Source organism: Pseudomonas sp. CCOS 191 (assembly GCF_001007005.1).
Taxonomy (GTDB): Bacteria; Pseudomonadota; Gammaproteobacteria; order Pseudomonadales; family Pseudomonadaceae; genus Aquipseudomonas; species Aquipseudomonas soli.
Genome location: NZ_LN847264.1, coordinates 4,700,727 through 4,722,176 on the forward strand (window position 1 = coordinate 4,700,727; position 21,450 = coordinate 4,722,176).

19 protein-coding genes are annotated in these 21,450 nt (G+C 62.5%); 4 read left to right on the forward strand and 15 right to left on the reverse strand.

The features are described 5' to 3' along the window. Positions 1–55: 55 nt before the first annotated feature. The 5 genes from recO to lepA form a co-directional block, all read right to left on the reverse strand. A complete protein-coding gene (gene recO, locus CCOS191_RS20980) occupies positions 56–739 on the reverse strand; it encodes a DNA repair protein RecO (RefSeq protein WP_046856838.1) in 684 nt (227 codons plus the stop codon). A 135-nt stretch (positions 740–874) separates the two neighbouring features. Beyond that, positions 875–1,777, reverse strand: coding sequence for a GTPase Era (era, locus tag CCOS191_RS20985; protein ID WP_031315023.1), 903 nt, complete (start codon positions 1,775–1,777; stop codon positions 875–877). After that, entirely contained in the window at positions 1,770–2,459 is a 690-nt protein-coding gene (gene rnc, locus CCOS191_RS20990; RefSeq protein ID WP_023630413.1) for a ribonuclease III, read from the reverse strand. The genes era and rnc overlap by 8 nt, the downstream gene beginning before the upstream one ends. Positions 2,460–2,619: 160 nt before the next feature. Then, a complete protein-coding gene (gene lepB, locus CCOS191_RS20995) occupies positions 2,620–3,474 on the reverse strand; it encodes a signal peptidase I (RefSeq protein ID WP_046856839.1) in 855 nt (284 codons plus the stop codon). Between the two features lie 5 nt (positions 3,475–3,479). Beyond that, positions 3,480–5,279, reverse strand: coding sequence for a translation elongation factor 4 (gene lepA / locus CCOS191_RS21000; protein WP_038705563.1), 1,800 nt, complete (start codon positions 5,277–5,279; stop codon positions 3,480–3,482). A 193-nt stretch (positions 5,280–5,472) separates the two neighbouring features. Between lepA and CCOS191_RS21005 the strand changes: the two genes are divergently transcribed. Then, positions 5,473–6,753, forward strand: coding sequence for a hypothetical protein (locus CCOS191_RS21005; protein WP_046856840.1), 1,281 nt, complete (start codon positions 5,473–5,475; stop codon positions 6,751–6,753). A gap of 144 nt (positions 6,754–6,897) precedes the next feature. Here the strand turns inward: CCOS191_RS21005 and CCOS191_RS21010 are convergent, their stop codons facing one another. The 4 genes from CCOS191_RS21010 to rpoE form a co-directional block, all read right to left on the reverse strand. After that, a complete protein-coding gene (locus CCOS191_RS21010) occupies positions 6,898–8,304 on the reverse strand; it encodes a DegQ family serine endoprotease (protein ID WP_442963678.1) in 1,407 nt (468 codons plus the stop codon). Between the two features lie 201 nt (positions 8,305–8,505). Next, positions 8,506–9,471, reverse strand: a complete 966-nt coding sequence (locus CCOS191_RS21015; protein WP_046856842.1) for a MucB/RseB C-terminal domain-containing protein — start codon at positions 9,469–9,471, stop codon at positions 8,506–8,508. A 12-nt stretch (positions 9,472–9,483) separates the two neighbouring features. Beyond that, positions 9,484–10,074, reverse strand: coding sequence for a sigma-E factor negative regulatory protein (locus tag CCOS191_RS21020; RefSeq protein WP_046856843.1), 591 nt, complete (start codon positions 10,072–10,074; stop codon positions 9,484–9,486). A 31-nt stretch (positions 10,075–10,105) separates the two neighbouring features. After that, positions 10,106–10,687 (reverse strand): RNA polymerase sigma factor RpoE, encoded by a 582-nt coding sequence (gene rpoE, locus CCOS191_RS21025; protein WP_010220971.1) that lies wholly within the window; start codon positions 10,685–10,687, stop codon positions 10,106–10,108. A gap of 436 nt (positions 10,688–11,123) precedes the next feature. Here rpoE and nadB point away from each other — a divergent pair, with 436 nt between their 5' ends. Next, positions 11,124–12,737 carry an L-aspartate oxidase gene (nadB, locus tag CCOS191_RS21030; RefSeq protein ID WP_046856844.1) on the forward strand — a complete coding sequence of 538 codons (1,614 nt, stop codon included), beginning with the start codon at positions 11,124–11,126 and terminating at the stop codon, positions 12,735–12,737. A 48-nt stretch (positions 12,738–12,785) separates the two neighbouring features. On the opposite strand, the gene CCOS191_RS21035 is transcribed toward nadB, so the two are convergent. After that, a complete protein-coding gene (locus tag CCOS191_RS21035; protein WP_046856845.1) occupies positions 12,786–13,748 on the reverse strand; it encodes an NAD(P)H-quinone oxidoreductase in 963 nt (320 codons plus the stop codon). A 144-nt stretch (positions 13,749–13,892) separates the two neighbouring features. Here CCOS191_RS21035 and CCOS191_RS21040 point away from each other — a divergent pair, with 144 nt between their 5' ends. Next, a complete protein-coding gene (locus tag CCOS191_RS21040; RefSeq protein ID WP_172670906.1) occupies positions 13,893–15,974 on the forward strand; it encodes a carboxy terminal-processing peptidase in 2,082 nt (693 codons plus the stop codon). Between the two features lie 108 nt (positions 15,975–16,082). After that, positions 16,083–17,840 carry a bifunctional diguanylate cyclase/phosphodiesterase gene (locus CCOS191_RS21045; protein ID WP_046856847.1) on the forward strand — a complete coding sequence of 586 codons (1,758 nt, stop codon included), beginning with the start codon at positions 16,083–16,085 and terminating at the stop codon, positions 17,838–17,840. Between the two features lie 53 nt (positions 17,841–17,893). Here CCOS191_RS21045 and CCOS191_RS21050 read toward each other — a convergent pair whose 3' ends face one another. From CCOS191_RS21050 to CCOS191_RS21070, 5 genes are all read right to left on the reverse strand, one after another. Next, positions 17,894–18,262, reverse strand: a complete 369-nt coding sequence (locus CCOS191_RS21050; RefSeq protein ID WP_023629774.1) for a hypothetical protein — start codon at positions 18,260–18,262, stop codon at positions 17,894–17,896. Continuing rightward, positions 18,259–18,603, reverse strand: a complete 345-nt coding sequence (locus CCOS191_RS21055; RefSeq protein ID WP_046856848.1) for a helix-turn-helix domain-containing protein — start codon at positions 18,601–18,603, stop codon at positions 18,259–18,261. The genes CCOS191_RS21050 and CCOS191_RS21055 overlap by 4 nt, the downstream gene beginning before the upstream one ends. Positions 18,604–18,693: 90 nt before the next feature. Then, a complete protein-coding gene (locus CCOS191_RS21060) occupies positions 18,694–19,134 on the reverse strand; it encodes a YkvA family protein (RefSeq protein ID WP_046856849.1) in 441 nt (146 codons plus the stop codon). A gap of 282 nt (positions 19,135–19,416) precedes the next feature. Then, a complete protein-coding gene (locus CCOS191_RS21065; RefSeq protein ID WP_038705560.1) occupies positions 19,417–20,139 on the reverse strand; it encodes an FKBP-type peptidyl-prolyl cis-trans isomerase in 723 nt (240 codons plus the stop codon). 284 nt (positions 20,140–20,423) lie between these two features. Then, a complete protein-coding gene (locus CCOS191_RS21070) occupies positions 20,424–21,428 on the reverse strand; it encodes a response regulator (protein ID WP_046856850.1) in 1,005 nt (334 codons plus the stop codon). Positions 21,429–21,450 lie beyond the last annotated feature (22 nt).

Genomic DNA, 21,450 nt, shown 5'->3' on the forward strand with positions numbered 1-21,450 from the left:
CTGTGAGTCACGAAGGGGCACTCCTGAAAGTTGAGGGCCACAGCATACGTGCTGCTCAGCGCTTGCGAAACAGTTCCCGGCTGACCAATGGCTTGGGCCCCAGGTGGACCGCCAGTGCCTGGCGCATCAGGCGCTTGGCGGCGAGCAAGGCGCCGGGCGCCTCCCAGTCGGCCTGGGCCAGGGCCAGCAGTTCGCCGCCCTTGAACAACCCAGGCTGGAACAGTTCGACCCGCTCGAGGCCGGCGTCCACCTGGAGGCGATAAAGGCCTTCGGCGACCACAGGGCTGTCGTTGACGTCATGTTCCAGCGAAAAGGCGTAACCCAGCTCATCAAGCAGGCGCCATTCGAAGGAGCGCAACAGCGGCTCCAGCGCACGCCCGGCGGCCAGGGCCTGCAAGGTCAGGGTGTAGTGCTCGAACAGCGCCGGGTGCGGCGCCTCGGCGGGCAGCAGGCGCATCAGCAGCTCGTTGAGGTACAGCCCGCTGAACAGCGCATCACCGTGCAACCAGGAAGCAATGCCGACAGCATCCAGGCGGCCGACGTTCTTCAACTCGCCGCGCCCGCGCAGCTCCACCTCCAGCGGCACGAACGGCCGCACCAGGCTGCCGCCCTTGCCCCGCGCCCGGCGCAGCACGGCGCGTACCTTGCCTTGCGGGGTAAGAAAGTCCACCAGCGCACTGGTTTCCTTGTAGGCACGGCTGTGCAGCACGTAGGCCGGCTGGGGGGTGGGTTGATCCATCAGCGATTTCTCGACGTCATAAATGACTGTGGGAGCGGCGATGCGGCGGCCCGACTTTCCCCGCGATGGCTTTCGCGGGACAAGTCGGGCCGCCGCACCGCCGCTCCCACAAGAGGCACGGGCCCGGTCGGCGTATTACAGGTCGCCGTAGCCCAGCGAGCGCAGGGCGCGCTCGTCATCGGACCAGCCGCCTTTGACCTTGACCCAAAGGTTGAGCATGACCTTGGAGTCGAACAGCACTTCCATGTCCTTGCGCGCCTCGGAGCCGATGCGCTTGATGCGCTCGCCCTTGTCGCCAATGATGATCTTCTTCTGGCCGTCGCGTTCAACCAGGATCAGCGCATGGATGTGCAGCACATGGCCCTGCTGCTTGAACTCCTCGATCTCCACGGTGATCTGGTACGGCAGCTCGGCACCGAGCTGACGCATGATCTTCTCGCGCACCAGCTCGGCGGCGAGGAAGCGGCTGCTACGGTCGGTGATCTGGTCTTCCGGGAAGAAGTGATCGTTCTCGGGCAGGTGCTTGGCGATCTGTGCTTCCAGCGCTTCGAGGTTGTGCCCCTGCTGCGCGGAAATCGGCATCACCTCGGCGTTCGGCAGTTGCTCTTGCAGCCACTGCAGGTGCGGAATCAGCTCGGCCTTCTCTTCCATGCGGTCGGTTTTGTTGACCGCGATGATCAGCGGGCCGGTCACGTACTGCACGCGCTCCAGCACCAACTGGTCTTCGTCGGTCCACTTGGTGCGGTCGACCACGAAGATCACCACGTCGACATCCTTCAGGGCCGCCGAGGCGTTGCGGTTCATGTAGCGGTTCAGCGCCTTGTCATTGGCCTTGTGCATGCCGGGGGTGTCGACGTAGATCGCCTGCACGTCACCCTCGGTCTTGATGCCGAGCATGTTGTGGCGGGTGGTCTGCGGCTTGCGCGAGGTGATCGCCAGCTTCTGGCCGAGGATATGGTTGAGCAGCGTGGACTTGCCCACGTTGGGGCGACCGACGATGGCCACATAGCCGCAGCGGGTCGAAGTATTCTCAGTCATTGCCATTCTCCACGCCCAGGGCGATCAATGCGGCGGCGGCGGCGACCTGCTCGGCGATACGCCGGCTCACGCCCTGGCCGCGGCTTTTCTTGTTCAGCAGGACCACTTCGCATTCGACGAAGAAGGTCCGGCAGTGCGGTTCGCCCTGGATATCCACCACTTCGTAACGTGGCAACTCGCAGGCACGCGACTGCAGGAACTCCTGCAGGCGCGTCTTGGGGTCCTTGTTGGTGTCGACCAGGGTCAGGCCATCGAACTCGTCGGTCAGCCAGGCGAGGATTCGCTCGCGCGCGGTCTGCATGTCGGCGTCCTGGTAGATCGCACCGATCAGGGCTTCGAGGGCGTCGGCAAGAATCGACTCACGACGAAAACCACCGCTTTTCAGCTCACCCGAGCCCAGGCGCAGGTATTCGCCCAGGTCGAAGCCGCGGGCCAGCCGCGCCAGGGTCTCGCCCTTGACCAGACGGGCGCGAAGACGCGACAACTGGCCTTCACGCGCTTGCGGGAAGCGCTCGAACAGCGCCTCGCCGACCACGAAGTTGAGGATGGCATCGCCAAGGAACTCCAGGCGCTCGTTATTGCGCCCGGCGTAGCTGCGATGGGTCAGGGCCAGCAGCATCTGGTCCTGGTTCTTGAAGGTGTAGCCGAGCTTGCGCTCCAGGCGTGCAAGGGAACCACTCATGGGGCGACCCCGGCAATGTTCAACGCGTTGTTCAAATCAACATCCTGAAAGACGGTTTGACTGCGGTCTGACGCCAGCAACGGCGAAAGCCTCGTTCCCTGAGAACACAGCCTATGTCAGAAATGCAATCGGCGCCGTCCGTGGACAGCGCCGTCGTTACTCAATGGATCAGCCCGACCCGCGACAGGTTCGGGAAGTGGCTGAGTTTCGGCTCTGGCCAGCTCATCCAGACCGCGAAGGCCTTGCCGACGATGTTCCGGTCCGGAACCATGCCGTGCAGTTCCTTGGGAATGTTCGGATCATCCCAGAAACGACTGTCGTTGGAGTTGTCGCGGTTGTCACCCATCATGAAGTAGTGACCGGCCGGCACGGTCCATTGCTGGTCCGGCGGCATGCGATAGCGGGTCATTTCCTTGCGGATCAGGTGCTCGGCTTCACCGAGCTTCTCCTTGTACAGCTCGGCGCTGCCCAGGGTGCCCGGCTCGCTGCCGACCAGCTGCTCGGCAATCGCCTGGCCATTGACGAACAGGCGCTTGTCGGCGGTGTAGCGGATCACGTCGCCCGGCAGGCCAACCACACGCTTGATGTAGTTGACGTTGGGGTCGCTCGGATAGCGGAACACCATCACATCCCCGCGCTGCGGATCACCCACTTCGATGACCTTCTTGTCGATCACCGGCAGGCGAATGCCGTAGGAGAACTTGTTCACCAGGATGAAGTCGCCCACTTCCAGCGTCGGCTTCATCGACCCCGACGGGATCTGGAACGGCTCTACCAAGAACGAGCGCAGCACCAGCACGATGAACAGCACCGGGAAGAACGACTTGCCGTACTCAACCAGCAACGGCTCCTTGTTCAGGCGTTCGACCACGGCCATTTCGGGCTGGCTGACGCTGCCCTGGTAGTTGGCGATCGCCGCCCGCCGGCGCGGGGCCAGGAACAGCAGGTCGATCAGACCCAACAGACCGCAGACGGCAACGGCGATGACGAGCAACAGCGGGAAATTTAGCGACATAGGACCTAGCTATCCAACCTGAGCACAGCGAGGAAGGCTTCCTGTGGAATCTCCACGTTACCCACCTGCTTCATGCGTTTCTTACCGGCCTTCTGCTTCTCCAGCAGCTTCTTCTTACGGCTGACGTCACCACCGTAGCACTTGGCCAGTACGTTCTTTCTGAGCGCCTTGACGGTTGTCCGCGCAATGATCTGGCCGCCGATAGCTGCCTGGATCGCCACGTCGAACATCTGCCGAGGGATCAGTTCCTTCATCTTTTCGGTCAACGCACGGCCTTTGTAGGCGGCGTTGTCGCGGTGCACGATCAGGGCCAGGGCATCGACCTTGTCGCCGTTGATCAGCACGTCCAGCTTGACCAGGTTGGCCGACTGGTAGCGGTCGAAATGGTAGTCCAGCGACGCGTAGCCGCGGCTGGTGGACTTGAGCCGGTCGAAGAAGTCCAGGACCACTTCGTTCATCGGCATGTCGTAGCGCACCTGCACCTGGCTGCCGAGGAACTGCATGTCGCGCTGCACGCCACGCTTCTCGATGCACAGGGTGATGACGTTGCCCAGGTGCTCCTGCGGCACCAGGATGGTCGCGGTGACGATCGGCTCGCGGAAGTCGGTAACGGACGAGACGTCCGGCAGCTTCGATGGGTTGTCGACGACGATGGTCTCGCCGGTCTTGAGCTCGAGCTCGTAGATCACGCTTGGCGCGGTGGTGATCAGGTCCAGGTCGTATTCGCGCTCCAGGCGCTCCTGGATGATCTCCATGTGCAGCATGCCGAGGAAGCCGCAACGGAAGCCGAAGCCCAGGGCGTCGGAGCTTTCCGGCATGTATTGCAGCGACGAGTCGTTCAGGGTCAGCTTCTGCAGGGCGTCGCGGAAGTCTTCGAAATCGTCGGAGCTGACCGGGAACAGGCCGGCGTAAACCTGTGGCTGGATCTTCTTGAAGCCCGCCAGCATTTCGACTTCCGGGGTGCTGGACAGGGTCAGGGTATCGCCCACCGGCGCGCCGTGAATGTCCTTGATGCTGGCGATGATGAAGCCCACTTCACCGGCTTTCAGATCAGCGGTCTGGGTGTGCTTGGGCGTGAACACGCCGACGCTGTCGACCAGGTGCACCTTGCCGGTGGACTTGACCAGGATCTTGTCGCCCTTCTTGACCCGGCCCTGGCGCACACGCACCAGCGAGACCACGCCCAGGTAGTTGTCGAACCAGGAGTCGATGATCAGCGCCTGCAGCGGGGCATCGATCTCACCGGTCGGCGCGGGGATGGTGTGCACCAGGCGCTCGAGCACCTCGTCGACGCCCATGCCGCTCTTGGCACTGCAAGCCACGGCGTCGGTGGCGTCGATGCCGATGATCTTCTCGATCTCGTCCTTGACGCGGTCCGGGTCAGCCTGGGGCAGGTCCATCTTGTTCAGCACGGGCATGACTTCCAGCCCCTGCTCGATGGCGGTGTAGCAGTTGGCCACCGACTGCGCCTCGACGCCCTGGCCGGCATCGACCACCAGCAGCGCGCCCTCGCACGCCGCCAGCGAGCGCGAGACTTCATAGGTGAAGTCGACGTGGCCGGGGGTGTCGATGAAGTTCAGCTGGTAGGTTTTACCATCCTGCGCCTTGTAGTGCAGCGTGACGCTGTGGGCCTTGATGGTGATACCGCGTTCGCGCTCCAGGTCCATGGAGTCGAGGACCTGGGCTTCCATTTCGCGCGCCGACAGGCCACCGCACATCTGGATGAAACGGTCGGCCAGCGTCGACTTGCCATGGTCGATGTGGGCGATGATGGAGAAATTGCGGATATGACTCAAATCACTCACGGGTCAACACTCGAAAAGGCTGCGAGCCGGACGCCCGCCGAAAAATAGCCGGGAATTGTACCTCAAGCGACGGGCCATCGCCATGCCCGCTCGTTGCCTGGGTGAGGCAGGAGGTTACCTGATATTTTTGCCAGTATCGTGGGGGATCGAGTGAGCATAGCTTTGAAGCTCTCACACTCGCGAGGTAACGGCAATGGCAACGTCCTATGTGCTCGACAATGAATTCAACGGGAGCGGAATTGCAATACTCCCCATGTATGACAACTCTACTGACCGACATGTAATCGATTTCGTTCGCTACGGTCAAAAGTTACTGGCAGCCGCCGTGACAGAAAAGATACAGGACAGTGGATCGCTTACCCACTATTACGCGGTCACTCGCTTTCACGAGAACGGAAGCATTGATACGACGTTCGGAAACCCCAAGCAAAAGGGCGTCGTATTCGGGTTATTCAAGGCCAGCAGTGATTCCGGCTGTGTATCAATTGCCACCGATGGCACGGACAGCTCGCCAATCTGGATGCTCGGCTGGAGCAGTGAGCGACGAGACTCCCCAAAAAGATTGCTCATTGCCAAATTTGATAGCGATGCAACAGCAGCGCCAGAGCAACGTTACCTTCTCCAACCAACTGACTCAAGCTTGCAAGTAGAGGCGTCACGAGCAAGAAAAGAACCTGAAACAACTCTTCGCCTACAGGACGGCCGTTCAAGCCTACTCACACACGAAGACCACCTTATTGCAACTGCAAACTTTGAAGGCCAAGAAACTCCACCTCGCCTCTACCGTCAAAGTTTCGACGGCAAGCCTGGATTCGGTGACTCGTCCTTTATCGAGGTTACCCATCCAGACGGTAAAGTCACTCTCACCGGATTGGCCATCAGCAAAGGGGCTCTGCTGATCTGCGGCTACGTGTCCAAGGTCACTGAAAAAGGTTTCATCTCACGTTATCGGACTGACGGAACGCTGGACACCACATTTGGCGAAGGCGGCACTCTCACCTTCCAGATTGATCATGATTCCAAACACGCGGCCATGTACAACACGAGAGTACAGCAACTTTGCATTCGCTCCACAGGGGAGATATTGGCAGCTGGCAGTCGCCGAAACGGGCTAGATGGCGTACCCGATGGCTGGGTCTGGCAGCTCTCGGAAGCGGGAAGACCAGACGATACGTTCAACGCCGGTAATGTGCAGATTGCACAACGCGAAAAAGGTGGAGTCGAATGGAAGACTGGGGTCATCGAGCAGGATGGCGGAGCAATCTTTTTTGGTGCCGGTTCGTCTAATAAGTTGCACTTGCAGCGTTATGATCACACTGGGACGGCTGACCCTATCGCGTCCCATCCTGATGAAATCAGAGATGCAGCCAACGCGATGATTTCATTCGAGCAAAACTCCAAGATACTACTTGCGGCCAACACTAGCGGTATCGGTGGATACACTGGCCGGGTGATTCGTCTTTTGAAAAATTGACAAATGAGCTCGCGCCTCACTATCAACTAGTCCAACCGGGCTCAATCTACAGCCTGTAAAGGACAAATTTGCACCCGCAAGCCTTGTGACAAAGTCGATGATAAAGGGCAGCCGAAGCTGCCCTTTATCTATCACTCAACTCGCTTACTCAGCCAGCTTGAACGTGATGAAGCTCGCACGCCCCTGGCGCAGCACGCGCATGGATACCGAACGATTCTTCGGCAGTTCCTTGGCAATCTCGGTGAACTGCTTGGCCGAGGCAATGGCCTGGTTGTTCAGGTGGCTGATGACATCGCCCGGACGCAGGCCGATCATGGCCGCCGGACCATCCTGGACTTCCTTGATGACCACGCCGCCCTTGAGTTCCAGCGACTTCTTCTGCTCGGTGGTCAGGTCGGACACGGACACGCCCAGGCGGTTGCTGCTGCGCTCGGCGCTGCCATCGGTACCCGCGCCAAGACCGATGTCGGCGTCATCTTCGGGCAATGCGCCGATGGTGACATCCAGGTTCTGGCGCTTGCCATTACGGATGATCTCCAGCTTGGCCTTCTCGCCGTCCTTGAGGCTACCGACCAGGTGCGGCAGGTCGGCGGACATGACGATCGGCTGACCATTCATGCTCAGGATCACGTCGCCTACCTGCAGGCCACCCTTGGCTGCCGGGCCGTTTTCCAGGACCTGGGCCACCAGGGCGCCGGCCGGCTTGTCCAGGCCGAACGACTCGGCCAGGTCCTTGTTGACCTCCTGGATCACCACGCCCAGCCAGCCGCGGCTGACCTTGCCGTCTTTCTTCAGCTGGTTTGACACATCGATCGCCACGTCGATCGGGATGGCGAACGACAGGCCCATGAAGCCACCGGAACGGGTGAAGATCTGCGAGTTGATACCCACCACCTCGCCTTTCATGTTGAACAGCGGCCCACCGGAGTTACCCGGATTGATGGCCACGTCGGTCTGGATGAACGGCACGTAGGTATCGTTGGGCAGCGTGCGGCCCTTGGCGCTGACGATACCCTTGGTCACCGAGTGGTCGAAGCCGAACGGCGAACCGATCGCCAGCACCCATTCACCAACCTTGAGCTTTTCCGAATCACCCAGTTTGACGGTCGGCAAGTTCTTGCCGTCGACCTTGAGCAAGGCCACGTCGGTGCGTGGGTCGGTGCCTACCAGCTTGGCCTGCAGCTCGCTGCGGTCGGACAGGCGGACGATGATCTCGTCGGCGTCGGCCACCACATGGTTGTTGGTCAGCACGTAGCCGTCGTTGGAAATGATGAAGCCCGACCCCAGCGACTGCGCTTCACGCTGGCGATCACCGCGCGGCGAACGCGGCTGCTGCGGCATGTTGCGTTCGAAGAACTCGCGGAACATCGGCGGCAGGCCTTCCAGGTCCGGCATCTGCCCGGCGGCCACGCGGCGATCCGGCAGCTTCTGCTTGGTACTGATGTTGACCACCGCCGGCGAGGCCTGCTCGACCAGGGTGGTGAAGTCCGGCAGGGACTCCTCGGCCTGGGCGCTGAGCACCTGGCCGAGCATCAGCACGGCAGCGAACATCGATAGGTAGGTTTTCAAGCGTGGTATTGACATACGGCTCCCGTCACAACGAGCGTAGTTAGCAGTAAGGTTCCCGCAGACGCAGGAAAGGCCAGACTCCGAGAAGCCTGACCTATAGAAAATTTGCGGCAGGATTGCAAATGACAATGCCTTAATTTCATGTCAGCTCTGTGTAACAAGAGCTGTCAGGGCACTGTGCCGTCATTGACGCGCCTGGGCATCCTGAGCCCGCATCGACAAGGCGACACGCTCGGCAGTGCCCAGCGGAATCTCGCCGACCACCGTGACCATCACCTTGCCCTTGGGCGTGGTCAGACGCCGCGACACGGCGACGGTAGGGCCGAGCTGGGCACGGGTATCGATACCGGACTCGTTGCCGATCGGCTCGAGGAACACCGAAAAACGGGCCAGGCCATCGTCATACATCAGGCTGCTGACGGTACTCTTGCGCTCGGGGTCGCGTCGTACCGAGCTGTTGACCAGCTCGAAACCCGGCGGCAGCCAGTCGGAACGCCATCCGGCAACGCTTTCGGAGGTGCCGGAGGCAATCTGTTCGACCGGCCGGCAGGCAGCGCCGGCGCTGAGGTCGGCGTCGGTCGGCACGCCGTCAGTGTCGAGGCGGGTCATCTGGAAGCGTTCGAGCAACTGACCCTTGTCGTTGAGCATCAAAGAGCGCAGGGGCAGGCCGGTACGGCGATCCAGGTGCAGTTCGAAAGCATAGCGATGCTGGTCACGGGGGGTGAGCGAGACAACCACGGCGTCGCGCCCGGCGACGCGTGACTTGCCTGCCACGCTCAGGTCATACCAGCTCATCAGTTTCAGAGGATCGAGCACCCGCGCGGCATTGTCCGGCGGGGCGCTCACACTACTGACCAGGTTGCCACTGACGCACTGCACTTTGCCGTCGACCCGCACGATTTCCTGGGCCGAGCCGTCGAGCTGCAACAGCCGCTCGCTGACCTTGCCATCCTGGACGCGATGCCAGATATCGTGGGATGAGAAGCTGCCGTTACGTTCGTAGACGAAGGAACCCTGGTAACTCTGCTGTTGCTCGGCCCTTGCCAGTTTGTTCAGCCACTCGCTCGCCTCGGGCGAGGAATTGGCGGCCAGGGCCTGCACCGTCAGGCTGCTGCCAAGCAGCAGCGACAGGAGAGGTAGCGCGCGCATGATCCTCCTTACTTAGCGGTTTTCCAGGCTGGCGGCGCGGGCGTAAGGCAGCGCGGTTTCGTTGCCCTTCAGCGCGGACTCCTGGGCGTGCTGGCGCAGGTAGCCTGGCAGGCGTTGATCCCAGCCGGCCTGGTTCTGCAGCACACCGTTGGCCATCGGCCCGGTCGGTTGCTCGTTGCTTTCACTATAGCCTGCCAATACGGCCGGGCCTTGCACCTGCGGCATGCTCAGGCCCTGCTGGGCTGGCTGCTGGGCGGCCAACTGGGCGCCGCTGATCTCGTCCTGGTTGTAGAAACGCACGCCAGCGAGCACGGCAACGGTCACCGAAGCGGCCACGGCCAGGCGGCCGATGCTGCGCCACGGGCCCTGCTTGACCTTGGCCGGCACGGCCTCGTCGGCCAGCGCCGCGGAAACCGCCGAGGCGATGTCCAGCTTGGGCAGCAGCAGCTCCTTGTGCATGGCTGCACGGGCGACCTGGTAACGCGACCAGGTGGCACGGGTTTCGGCATCGTCGACGGCGTTCAGCACGCGACGCAGTTCCAGTTCGTCCGCTTCGTTATCCATCACCGCGGACAGCGATTCCTGCAAAGCTTCACGACTCATGGCGGTTCCTCTCTTGGCTGTCGCCGCTGTCTCAGGTTTCCTGCAACAAAGGTTGCAGGGCTTTGTCTATGGCCTCCCGAGCGCGGAAAATTCGAGAGCGCACGGTACCCACCGGACATTGCATGACACTGGCAATGTCTTCGTAACTCAGTCCATCGAACTCGCGCAGGGTCAGCGCCGTACGCAAATCTTCCGGCAGTTGCTGGATGGTTCGATGGACGGTGCCTTCGATTTCATCCCGCAACAACGCGCGCTCTGGGGACTCGAGATCCTTGAGACCATGATCGCCGTCGTAGAACTCCGCATCCTCGGAGCTCACATCGCTGTCTGGTGGCCGTCTTCCACGGGATACCAGGTAGTTCTTCGCCGTGTTGATGGCGATGCGGTACAGCCAGGTATAGAACGCACTGTCACCGCGAAAATTCCCAAGCGCACGGTATGCCTTGATGAAGGCTTCCTGCGCCACGTCCTGCGCTTCATGGGTGTCGTGTACGAAACGCACGATCAACCCGAGAATCTTGTGCTGATACTTCAGCACCAACAGATCGAACGCTCGCCTGTCGCCACGCTGCACGCGCTCGACAAGCTGCTGATCCTCTTCCTGGGTTAGCATGAACACTCCTCAGTGATCTCGAAGGAGCGTTGCAACAGCCATCGTTCAGGCTTGCAACCATAGACTCGGGCTTTTCGCAAAAGTTCTCCCCTCCAAGCAAGTTTCCTGCGGCCCTTGGTCGGCTCGCACGGAAGACGCAACGCGGTCACGGCCGGCTGCGTCGATAATCAGTTTTCGTTACGCAGGTGCCAGCCCAGAACAGGGCCGGCGCCTTGCGTCGCCGCATCAATCTGTGACGTACGGGCAGCCTGTATAGGATTTCCAGGGGTGTCGGAAAGTTCCCACAAAGATCGCCACCCTCACGCAAGTGCCATTGGAAATCAGGCGCCCGGGACTGCTATAAAGGCACCCCGACCCGGTTTCACGATAGTTTCACAATGCCATCGGCGCCCGACTATTGTGCCGTGCCCCCTCCAAAGATTACTAGTGTCCCGACATGAGCCAACAATTCCAACATGATGTCCTGGTGATCGGTAGCGGTGCCGCCGGTCTCAGCCTGGCACTGAACCTTCCCGGCCACCTGCGCATTGCCGTGCTGAGCAAGGGTGACCTGGCCAACGGTTCGACCTTCTGGGCCCAGGGCGGTGTCGCCGCGGTGCTCGATGACACCGATACCGTGCAGTCGCATGTCGAGGACACGCTCAACGCCGGTGGCGGCCTGTGCCATGAAGACGCCGTGCGCTTCACCGTCGAGCACAGCCGCGAAGCCATCCAGTGGTTGATCGAGCAAGGCGTGCCCTTTACCCGCGACGAGCACTACAGCGTCGACGACGGCGGTTTCGAGTTCCACCTGACCCGCGAAGGCGGCCATAGCCACCGGCGCATCATCCATGCCGCCGACGCCACCGGCGCCGCGATCTTCACCACCTTGCTCGAGCAGGCGCGCAAGCGGCCGAACATCCAGTTGCTGGAACAGCGCGTGGCCGTCGACCTGATCACCGAGCGGCGCCTGGGCCTGGACGGAGATCGCTGCCTGGGCGCCTACGTCCTGGACCGCAACACCGGTGAGGTGGACACCTTCGGCGCCCGCTTCACCGTGCTGGCCACCGGCGGCGCGGCCAAGGTCTACCTCTATACCAGCAATCCCGACGGTGCTTGCGGCGACGGCATCGCCATGGCCTGGCGCGCTGGCTGCCGGGTAGCCAACCTTGAGTTCAACCAGTTCCACCCGACCTGCCTGTACCATCCGCAGGCCAAGAGTTTCCTGATCACCGAGGCCCTGCGCGGCGAGGGTGCGCTGCTGCGCCTGCCCAACGGCGAGCGCTTCATGCCGCGCTTCGACCCACGTGAAGAGCTGGCGCCACGGGATATCGTCGCCCGCGCCATCGACCACGAGATGAAGCGCCTCGGGGTCGACTGCGTCTACCTGGACATCAGCCACAAGCCGGCCGACTTCATCAAGAGCCATTTCCCCACCGTGTACGAGCGCTGCCTGACCTTCGGCATCGATATCACCCGCCAGCCGATCCCGGTGGTGCCTGCGGCCCACTACACCTGTGGCGGGGTAATGATCGACGAGCATGGCCACAGCGACGTGCCCGGCCTGTACGCCATCGGCGAAACCAGCTTCACCGGCCTGCATGGCGCCAACCGCATGGCCAGCAACTCGCTGCTCGAATGCTTCGTCTACGGCCGCGCCGCCGCCGCCGACATCGAGGCGCGCCTGGACCAGGTCGCCATGCCCCGCGCCCTGCCCTGCTGGGACGCCAGCCAGGTCACCGATTCGGACGAGGACGTGATCATCGCGCACAACTGGGACGAACTGCGGCGCTTCATGTGGGACTATGTCGGCATCGTGCGCACCAGCAAGCGCCTGCAACGGGCCGAGCACCGGGTGCGCATGCTGTTGGACGAAATCGACGAGTTCTACAGCAACTACAAGGTCAGTCGCGACCTGATCGAGCTGCGCAACCTGGCGCAGGTGGCCGAGCTGATGATCCGCTCGGCCATGCAGCGCAAGGAAAGCCGGGGCCTGCATTACACCCTGGATTATCCAGGGATGCTGCCTGAGGCCAGGGACACGATCCTGGTGCCACCGAACCACGAGTAAGGCCTGGACAGGCGTGGGAGCGCGCTAGCTCGCGCCCACGAACCGCCATCAAACCAGTGCTGGATCGATCACCAGCACCAGCTTCCCGGAAACCTGGTTGCTTGCCAGCTCCGCATACGCAGCTTCGGCAAATTCGACCGGATAGGTATCGACCAGCTGTGGCGACAGTCGCCCCTCGGTGAACAACGGCCACACTTGCTGGCGCAATTCGCACAACAATTCGGCCTTGAACCCGTCATCACGGTTGCGCAGCGTGGAGCCGGTGATTTCCAGGCGTTTGCCCAACACCAACGCCAGGTCCAGCTCGACCTTGCGCCCGCCCATCAGGCCAATGATCACCCAACGCCCGTCACGGGCCAGCAGTTGGAGATTGAGCGGCGCATAGCTGGCGCCTACCGGGTCCAGGATCACATCGAATGGACCGAGTTGCTCGAGGTCATCGAGATTGCCATTGCGCACCACGCCACCTGCGGCTCCCAGCGACTCACAGTAGGCCAGGCGCTCCGGCGAGCCGACGCTGACCCACACCGGGTTGCCGAATGCCTTGCACAGCTGGATGGCCGCCGAGCCCACGCCACTGGCTCCGGCATGCACCAGTACCTTCTCGCCAGCCTTCAATGCCCCCAGCTGGAAGATGTTCAGCCAGGCCGTGGCATACACCTCGGGAATCGCAGCGGCCTCGTGCAGGCTCAGCCCTTCGGGCACCGGCAGCACATGACGGGCGTCGACCACAACCTCCTCGGCCATGCCGCCACCGGCGAGCAATGCACAGACGCGGTCGCCCACACGCCAATCGGCACCCGCCCCGACTTCCTCGACGACACCGGCGCATTCCAGGCCCATATAAGGGCTGGCACCAGGAGGCGGCGGGTACAGCCCCGCGCGCTGCAGCAGGTCGGCGCGGTTCAGGCCCGCGGCGGCCACACGGATACGGACCTGCCCGGCATCGCAGGCCGGGCGCTCGGCCTCGACCCACGCCACATGTCCGTCAACGCCTTGCAATGCCTTCACAGTGCCTCCATAGTTGAATCATATGACCGAGCCTGGGCACGCCAAGTCCCAGGCTTTTTGCAGTATGCGTCCGGCTCCGATGGAACCGGCGAACGGATAAGACGGCCTACTATGCGTGATCAATTGCCTCCACGTCGAATCAGCATGAAGCATTTCCTCCCCAGCACCGCCCTCGCCCTCATGATCGGCCTGGGCAGCCTCACGCTCGGTGGCAATGCGGCCGCCGCCAACAAGTGGGACAGCCTGCAGCCGGACCGCGACGAAGTGGTCGCCAGCCTCAACATCGTCGAGCTGCTCAAGCGCCACCACTACAGCAAGCCGCCGCTGGACGACGCCCGTTCGGTCATCATCTATGACAGCTACATCAAGCTGCTCGACCCTTCGCGCAGCTACTTCACCGCCGCCGACATCGCCGAATTCGACAAATGGAAGACCCAGTTCGACGACTTCCTGAAAAGCGGCAACCTCGAGCCGGGCTTCACCATCTACAAGCGCTACCTTGACCGCGTGAAATCGCGCCTGGACTTCGCCCTGGCGGAGCTGGCCAAGGGTGCCGACAAGATCGACTTCACGGTGAAGGAAGACCTGCTGGTCGACCGCAAAGACGCTCCGTGGATGAAGAACCAGGCCGAGCTCGACGACCTCTGGCGCAAGCGCGTCAAGGACGAAGTGCTGCGTCAGAAGATCGCCGGCAAGGATCCCAAGCAGATCCAGGAAACCCTGACCAAGCGCTACAAGAACCAGCTGGCGCGCCTGGACCAGACCCGCGCGGAAGACATCTTCCAGGCCTACATCAACACCTTCGCCCAGTCCTACGACCCGCATACCAACTACCTGTCGCCGGACAACGCCGAGAACTTCGACATCAACATGAGCCTGTCGCTCGAAGGCATCGGCGCGGTGCTGCAGAGCGACAACGACCAGGTCAAGATCGTACGCTTGGTGCCGGCCGGCCCTGCCGCCAAGACCAAGCAGGTGGCACCGGCCGACAAGATCATCGGCGTCGCCCAGGGCAACAAGGAAATGGTCGACGTGGTCGGCTGGCGTCTTGACGAAGTGGTCAAGCTGATCCGTGGCCCGAAAGGCTCGGTGGTGCGCCTGGAGGTCATCCCGGCCAGCAACGCGCCGAACGACCAGACCAGCAAGATCGTCTCGATCACCCGCGAAGCGGTCAAGCTCGAGGAGCAGGCGGCGAAGAAGTCGGTGCTCAAGCTCAAGCAGGATGGCCGCGACTACAAGCTCGGCATCATCGAGATCCCGGCCTTCTATCTGGACTTCAAGGCCTACCGCGCTGGTGATCCGGATTACAAGAGCACCACCCGCGATGTGAAGAAGCTGCTCACCGAGCTGCAGAAAGAGAAAGTCGACGGCGTGGTCATCGACCTGCGCAACAACGGTGGCGGCTCGCTGCAGGAAGCCACCGAGCTGACCAGCCTGTTCATCGAGAAGGGCCCGACCGTGCTGGTGCGCAACAGCGACGGGCGCGTCGACGTGCTCGAGGACGAGAACCCCGGCGCCTTCTACAAAGGCCCGCTGGCACTGCTGGTCAACCGCCTGTCGGCGTCCGCCTCAGAGATTTTCGCCGGCGCCATGCAGGACTACCACCGTGCGCTGATCATCGGTGGCCAGACCTTCGGCAAAGGCACCGTGCAGACCATCCAGCCGCTCAACCATGGCGAACTCAAACTGACGCTGGCCAAGTTCTACCGGGTCTCCGGGCAGAGCACCCAGCACCAGGGCGTGCTGCCGGACATCGCCTACCCGTCGATCATCGACACCAAGGAAATCGGCGAAAGCGCGCTGCCTGAAGCCATGCCGTGGGACACCATCCGCCCAGTGGTCAAGCCTGCCTCCGATCCGTTCAAGCCGTTCCTGGCCCAGCTCAAGGCGCAGCATGAAGCACGCAGCGACAAGGATGCCGAGTTCGTCTACATCCGCGACCGCCTGGCACTGACCCAGAAGCTGATGAACGAGAAGACCGTCAGCCTCAACGAGCAGCAACGTCGCGCCCGCCACGACGAGATCGAAGCCAAGCAGCTGGCGCTGGAGAACATCCGGCGCAAGGCCAAGGGCGAAGAGCCGCTCAAGGAACTCAAGAAAGAGGACGAGGACGCCCTGCCTGCCGAGCCGGACGACACCAAGCCCGAGGACGATGCCTACCTGTCCGAGACCGGTCGCATCCTGCTCGACTACCTGAGCCTCAGCACTTCGGTGGCCAAGCACTGAAGTGATGGCAAAATAATGTGAGCTGTCATCAAACAGTCACCGGACTGTCGTGAAATGGAAGGGCCGAACGTGCAAGCGTCCGGCCCTTTTCAATTCAGGAAGCAGTCCATGACCGTCACCGAACAGCTCAGCGCATTGAGTGCCATCCTGGCTCAACGCAGCATCCACTGTCTGTTCCAACCCATCGTCTGCCTCTCCGAACGGCGCATCCTCGGTTATGAGGCCCTGAGTCGCGGCCCCTCCAACAGCCCTCTGCACTCGCCCCTGAATCTGTTCGCCATCGCCCGCCAGGCCGGTCGCCTGGGTGAACTGGAGGTGCTGTGCCGGGAAACCGCCTGCCGACGCTTCAGCGAGCTGAACCTTGCGGGCCAGCTGTTTCTCAACGTCTCGCCCGAGTCCCTGGTGGAACCCAACTACCCTTCCGGGCGCACCCTGCAGATGCTCGAACAGGTCGGCCTGGCCCCCAGTCGGGTGGTCATCGAACTGACCGAGCAGACGCCCACCGAAGACTTCCAGCTGCTGTACAACGCCCTGCACCACTACCGCGACATGGGTTTTTCCATCGCCCTGGATGACCTGGGTGCCGGTTACTCGAGCCTGCGCCTGTGGTCGGAACTGCGCCCGGACTATGTGAAGATCGACCGCCATTTCATCGATGGTATCCACCTGGACCCACTCAAGCGTGAGTTCGTCGGATCGATCCTGCAGATCGCACGCGCTTCGCGCGCCCAGGTGATCGCCGAAGGTATCGAACTGGCCGAGGAACTGGCCATACTGGGCGACATGGGCGTGGATCTGGTCCAGGGCTACCTGCTCGGGCGCCCCCAGGAGTTCCCCCCAGGCGACAGCCTCGGCCTGCTGCCCCCGGCGCCGGATACAGCCGTGGCGCTGGACGAGGACAGCAGCGATCTCAGCGCCCTGCTCATCCTGCAACCCTCGGTCACGCGCGATACCCCCATCCAGCAGGTGCTCGAGGCGTTCCACCGCCAGGCCAACCTCAATTCGCTCGCGGTGCTGGATGAGCGTGGCAAACCCTGTGGCATCGTCCACCGCCATTCACTTGCCGACGCCCTGCTCAAGCCTTTTGGTACCGACCTGTTCGCCCGCAAGCCAATCAGCCGGTTGATGAGCCAGGACTTTCTCGCCGTCGAGCGCAGCCAGTCGCTGCAGCAGGTCAGCCGGCTGCTTACCAGCCGCGCCCGCCAGCGTATCGAGGAAGATTTCATCATCACCCAGAGTGGACGTTACCTGGGCCTGGGGCGAGTGATCGACGTACTCAAGCTGATCACCGAACAGAAGATCCAGCAGGCCAGGCACGCCAACCCACTCACCCTGCTGCCCGGCAACGTACCGATCCAGCAGTGCCTGGCGCGCCTGCTGCTGCAACGGCGCGAGGCCGCCATATGCTACGTGGACATCGACAACTTCAAACCCTTCAACGATATCTATGGCTATGCCCGTGGCGACGAAGTGCTGTTGTGCCTGGCGCAGTGCCTGAGCGACTGCGTCGACCCCAGCAGGGATTTCGTCGGCCATATCGGAGGGGATGATTTCATGCTGGTACTGGGATCGGCAGACTGGCGAGCGCGGCTTGAACTGCTGCTGGAGGCCTTCGTCCGGCAATGTCGACGCTTCTATCGCGGTGAACACCTGGAGGCCGGCTGCTTTATTGCCCATAACCGTCAGGGTCAACGGGAAACCTTCGAACTGCTTTCGCTGTCGATCGGGGTGGTCTGGCTCGCGCCTGGAAGCTGCGCAGGGCTGGATGCCGGCCAGTTGGCCGAGCTCGCCTCACAGGCGAAAAGAAAGGCCAAGGAAACCGACGGGGCGAGCCTGAGCCTGATCGATACAACGGTACTGGAATAAACCCTGGCAGGCTCCAGCAACCGCCACCGCGTCAGGTAGACCCTCCCCCGGTTTCAGGCCTCTTCCGGGTAACGGTACTCGAACACCCGCACCACTTCCGAGGCATGCCAGGACGCCGCCTCCATGCCGTCCACCGGCCCGGAAAACCGTCCCAGGCGCTCGACACACTCGAAAAACCCGGTGCGTGGCAGGCGGCTGGCGCCTTGGCTGATCACCAGCGAACTGCGCAGCGGCTGCTCGGCGCGGGCGTCGAGCACCGCCAGGTACTCAAGGGCCGCGGTCAAGGTCTGCATGGCCGGGCTGGGCAATTGCAAACGCTCGAGCAGTGCCCGGTAGGTCAGCAGATGGCGTTGCCGGCGGGCCAGGTCGAGCTCGCTCAGCAGGCCCTGCCATTGCTGACGGCTGATCCTGACCTGACTCATGACGGCTCGCTCCAGCCGGCCACGTCCAGGTGCCACGCCAGGCTGCGCAGAATGGCCGCGTCGGGGCGGCGCTCGCCGGACTCGATCATGGCCAGGTATGCCGGGCTGATGCCGACACTGCGGGCCAGCTGCTCCGGCGCCAGCCCCTTGGCCTGACGCAAGGACGCCAGCTCATCCAGTGAGGACAGGCTGGCGCTTGGTTGAGTACTGGCAACATTGCTGTCGGTGACGGGTGCGCTGGCCGGTGCCTGGCCTGCGGCCGCGAGCAACGCCTGATACTGCTCCCAGGGAACCACTGCGTACTCGGGCTGACCGTCCCGGCTGATGACCTGAATACCCATACAACCCCCTTGACGTTGGATTACGGCATGTAATCCGTAGGCATAACCCTTATGCCAATTATATTACCAACCTCGGGGGTCTGTGCGGAATCAGCTACCGGGCCTTTCCAGGCGCAGCGCTTCGGGGGTCTCCGGCAGCCGTTCGACCACGCGCAGCCGCTCCGGCGCCTGGCTGTCGCGCCAGGCCTTGAAGCGGCCCAGCTCATCAGCCACGGTCTTGAGCACCCAGCCCAGCACGGCGATGTCATCGAGCAGGCCGACACCCAGCAGCCAGTCGGGGATGGCATCCAGTGGGCTGACGAAATAGAGCAGCCCGGCGACGATGGTCACCAGTGCCTTGGGGCTGACAGCGCGGTACTCGCCACGCCACCAGGCCAGGCAAAGCGCCTGCATCAGGCGCAGGTCCTCGCGCAGCTGGCCCAGCTTCGGCCCTTTGCGGGCCACTGCGAACAGCAATGCCGGCAGCCGGCCGCGGCTGAGCAAGCGCTCGGCAAGGGGCAGGAAGCGGGCGAAATTCCAGGGTGCGCTCATGGGGCCTCCAGGGGAGCCGGAGGTTATCCACATTTATTGTGGATAACCTTGTGAACAGGGCGGCATTGACGCCGCGTGGTGCCCACCGGGCAAGGGCCGGGTACGAATCGGGCGTTTTTTACACAACCGTTTTCAACCGCGCAAACGTTTTGCGACAAAGGTACCTGTATTTAGGCCGGGCACTGCTTGCGACAGTGAATGACGCCAACGGTTCGCGTCAAGCACTGCTGAAAACGACGACGCCCCGTCGAAACGGGGCGTCTTCATGCAACACGACGGCTATTACTTGGCCGGTGCTTCGCCAGCCTTGGCCGGGTCTTTGATGGCCAGCAGTTCCAGGTCGAACACCAGGACCGAGTTGGCCGGAATCAGCGGGCTCGGGCTCTGGGCGCCGTAGGCCAGTTCAGCCGGGATGTACAGCTTGTACTTCTCGCCGACATGCATCAGTTGCAGGCCTTCGACCCAACCCGGGATCACGCCGCTGACCGGCAGGTCGATGGGGCTGCCGCGCTCGACGGAGCTGTCGAATACCTTGCCGTCGGTCAGCTTGCCCTCGTAGTGGACGGTGACGACGTCGGTCGGCTTGGGTTGCGGGCCATCGGCCTTCTTCACCACTTCATACTGCAGGCCCGAGGCGGTGGTGATCACGCCAGGTTTCTTGCCGTTTTCCTCGAGGAACTTCTTGCCGGCGGCGGCTGCTTCCTCGCTGGCCTTGGTCAGGCGCTCTTCGGCGCGCTTCTGCAAGGCGGTGAAGGCTTCGACCAGCTCTTCGTCCTTGATGCGCTGTTCCTTCTTGCCAACAGCGTCCTCGATGCCCTGGGCGACGGCTTTCGAGTCGAGGTCGTCCATGCCTTCCTGGGCCAGGCTCTTGCCCATGTTCAGGCCGATACCGTAGGAGGCCTTCTGTGCTGGGGTCTTCAGCTCGACGCTGCTGGTCTGGGCGTCGCAACCGGCGAGGACCAGGCCTACCAGGGCAACCGCGGCCGCCAAACGATGCTGTTTCATGTAATTTCCTTGTTCATGCGCCATGAGGGCAATCAGGGTAAAGCCGCGAGCTTAGCAGGCGGCCGCGACCAATGGCTACCGGCATAAGAGCGGGTTGGGGGCTGGAAGTTCCTGGGTGAAAGGTTGTTCATGGTCGCACAGGCAGCCTTTGGCCAGTATTAATGCTGTTTCATGAGTCGTAGCACGCTTTTGCAGGTGAGGCTCCAGTCTTGCAAATGCTGTCGCGGCCTCTCGCCGGCAAGCCGGCTCCCACAGAAAACACCGTTGCCCTTTCAGGAACTGACTCAGGCGATCCCGACCTGATTGCGCCCACTGTTCTTGGCCAGGTACAGCCCCTTGTCCGCCGCCGAGATCAGCTGTCGGCAATGGCTGCCGACACTCGGGGTCAGGGTCGCCAGGCCAATGCTCACGGTCAGGTGCGACGCCGCCTCGGGCACGGTATGGGCGATCTTCAGGCCCATGATGGTCTGGCGCAGCTTTTCGGCCACCAGGCGCGCGCCGCCGGGCGAGGTGTTGGGCAGCACCAGGGCGAACTCCTCGCCGCCATAACGCGCCGGCAGGTCGGTGGGGCGCGAGCAGCAGCCACGGATGGCCTCGGCCACCTGGCGCAGGGCCTCGTCGCCGGCCAGGTGGCCGAAACTGTCGTTGAACGCCTTGAAATAGTCGACATCGATCATCAACAGCGACAACTGCTGCTGCTCGCGAATCGCCCGGCGCCATTCCAGTTCCAGGTATTCGTCGAAGTGACGGCGGTTGGACAACCCGGTCAGGCCGTCCGAGTTCATCAGCCGCTGCAGCATCAGGTTGGTGTCGAGCAACTGCTGCTGGCTCACGCGCAGCGCACGGTAGGCCTCGTCGCGCTGCAACAGGGTGAGGTAGGAGCGCGAGTGATAGCGGATACGCGCCACCAGCTCGATGGTGTCCGGCAACTTGACCAGGTAGTCGTTGGCCCCGGCGGCGAAGGCGGCGCTCTTGACCAGCGGATCCTCCTTGGTCGACAGGACGATGATCGGAATGTCCTGGGTGGCCGGGTTGTTGCGGTATTCGCGTACCAGGGTCAGGCCATCGAGGCCCGGCATGATCAGGTCCTGGAGGATCACCGTGGGCTTGATGCGCATGGCCTGGGCCACCGCCTGGTGCGGATCGGCGCAGAAGTGGAAGTCGATGTTCTCTTCGTGGGCGAGGCCACGGCGCACCGCTTCGCCGATCATGGCCTGATCGTCGACCAGCAGGACCATCGCCGCACTTTCGTTGATGGTCGTGAAACCTTCGATCGGTAGATCATTCATGCGTAATCACCCGTCCACTGCC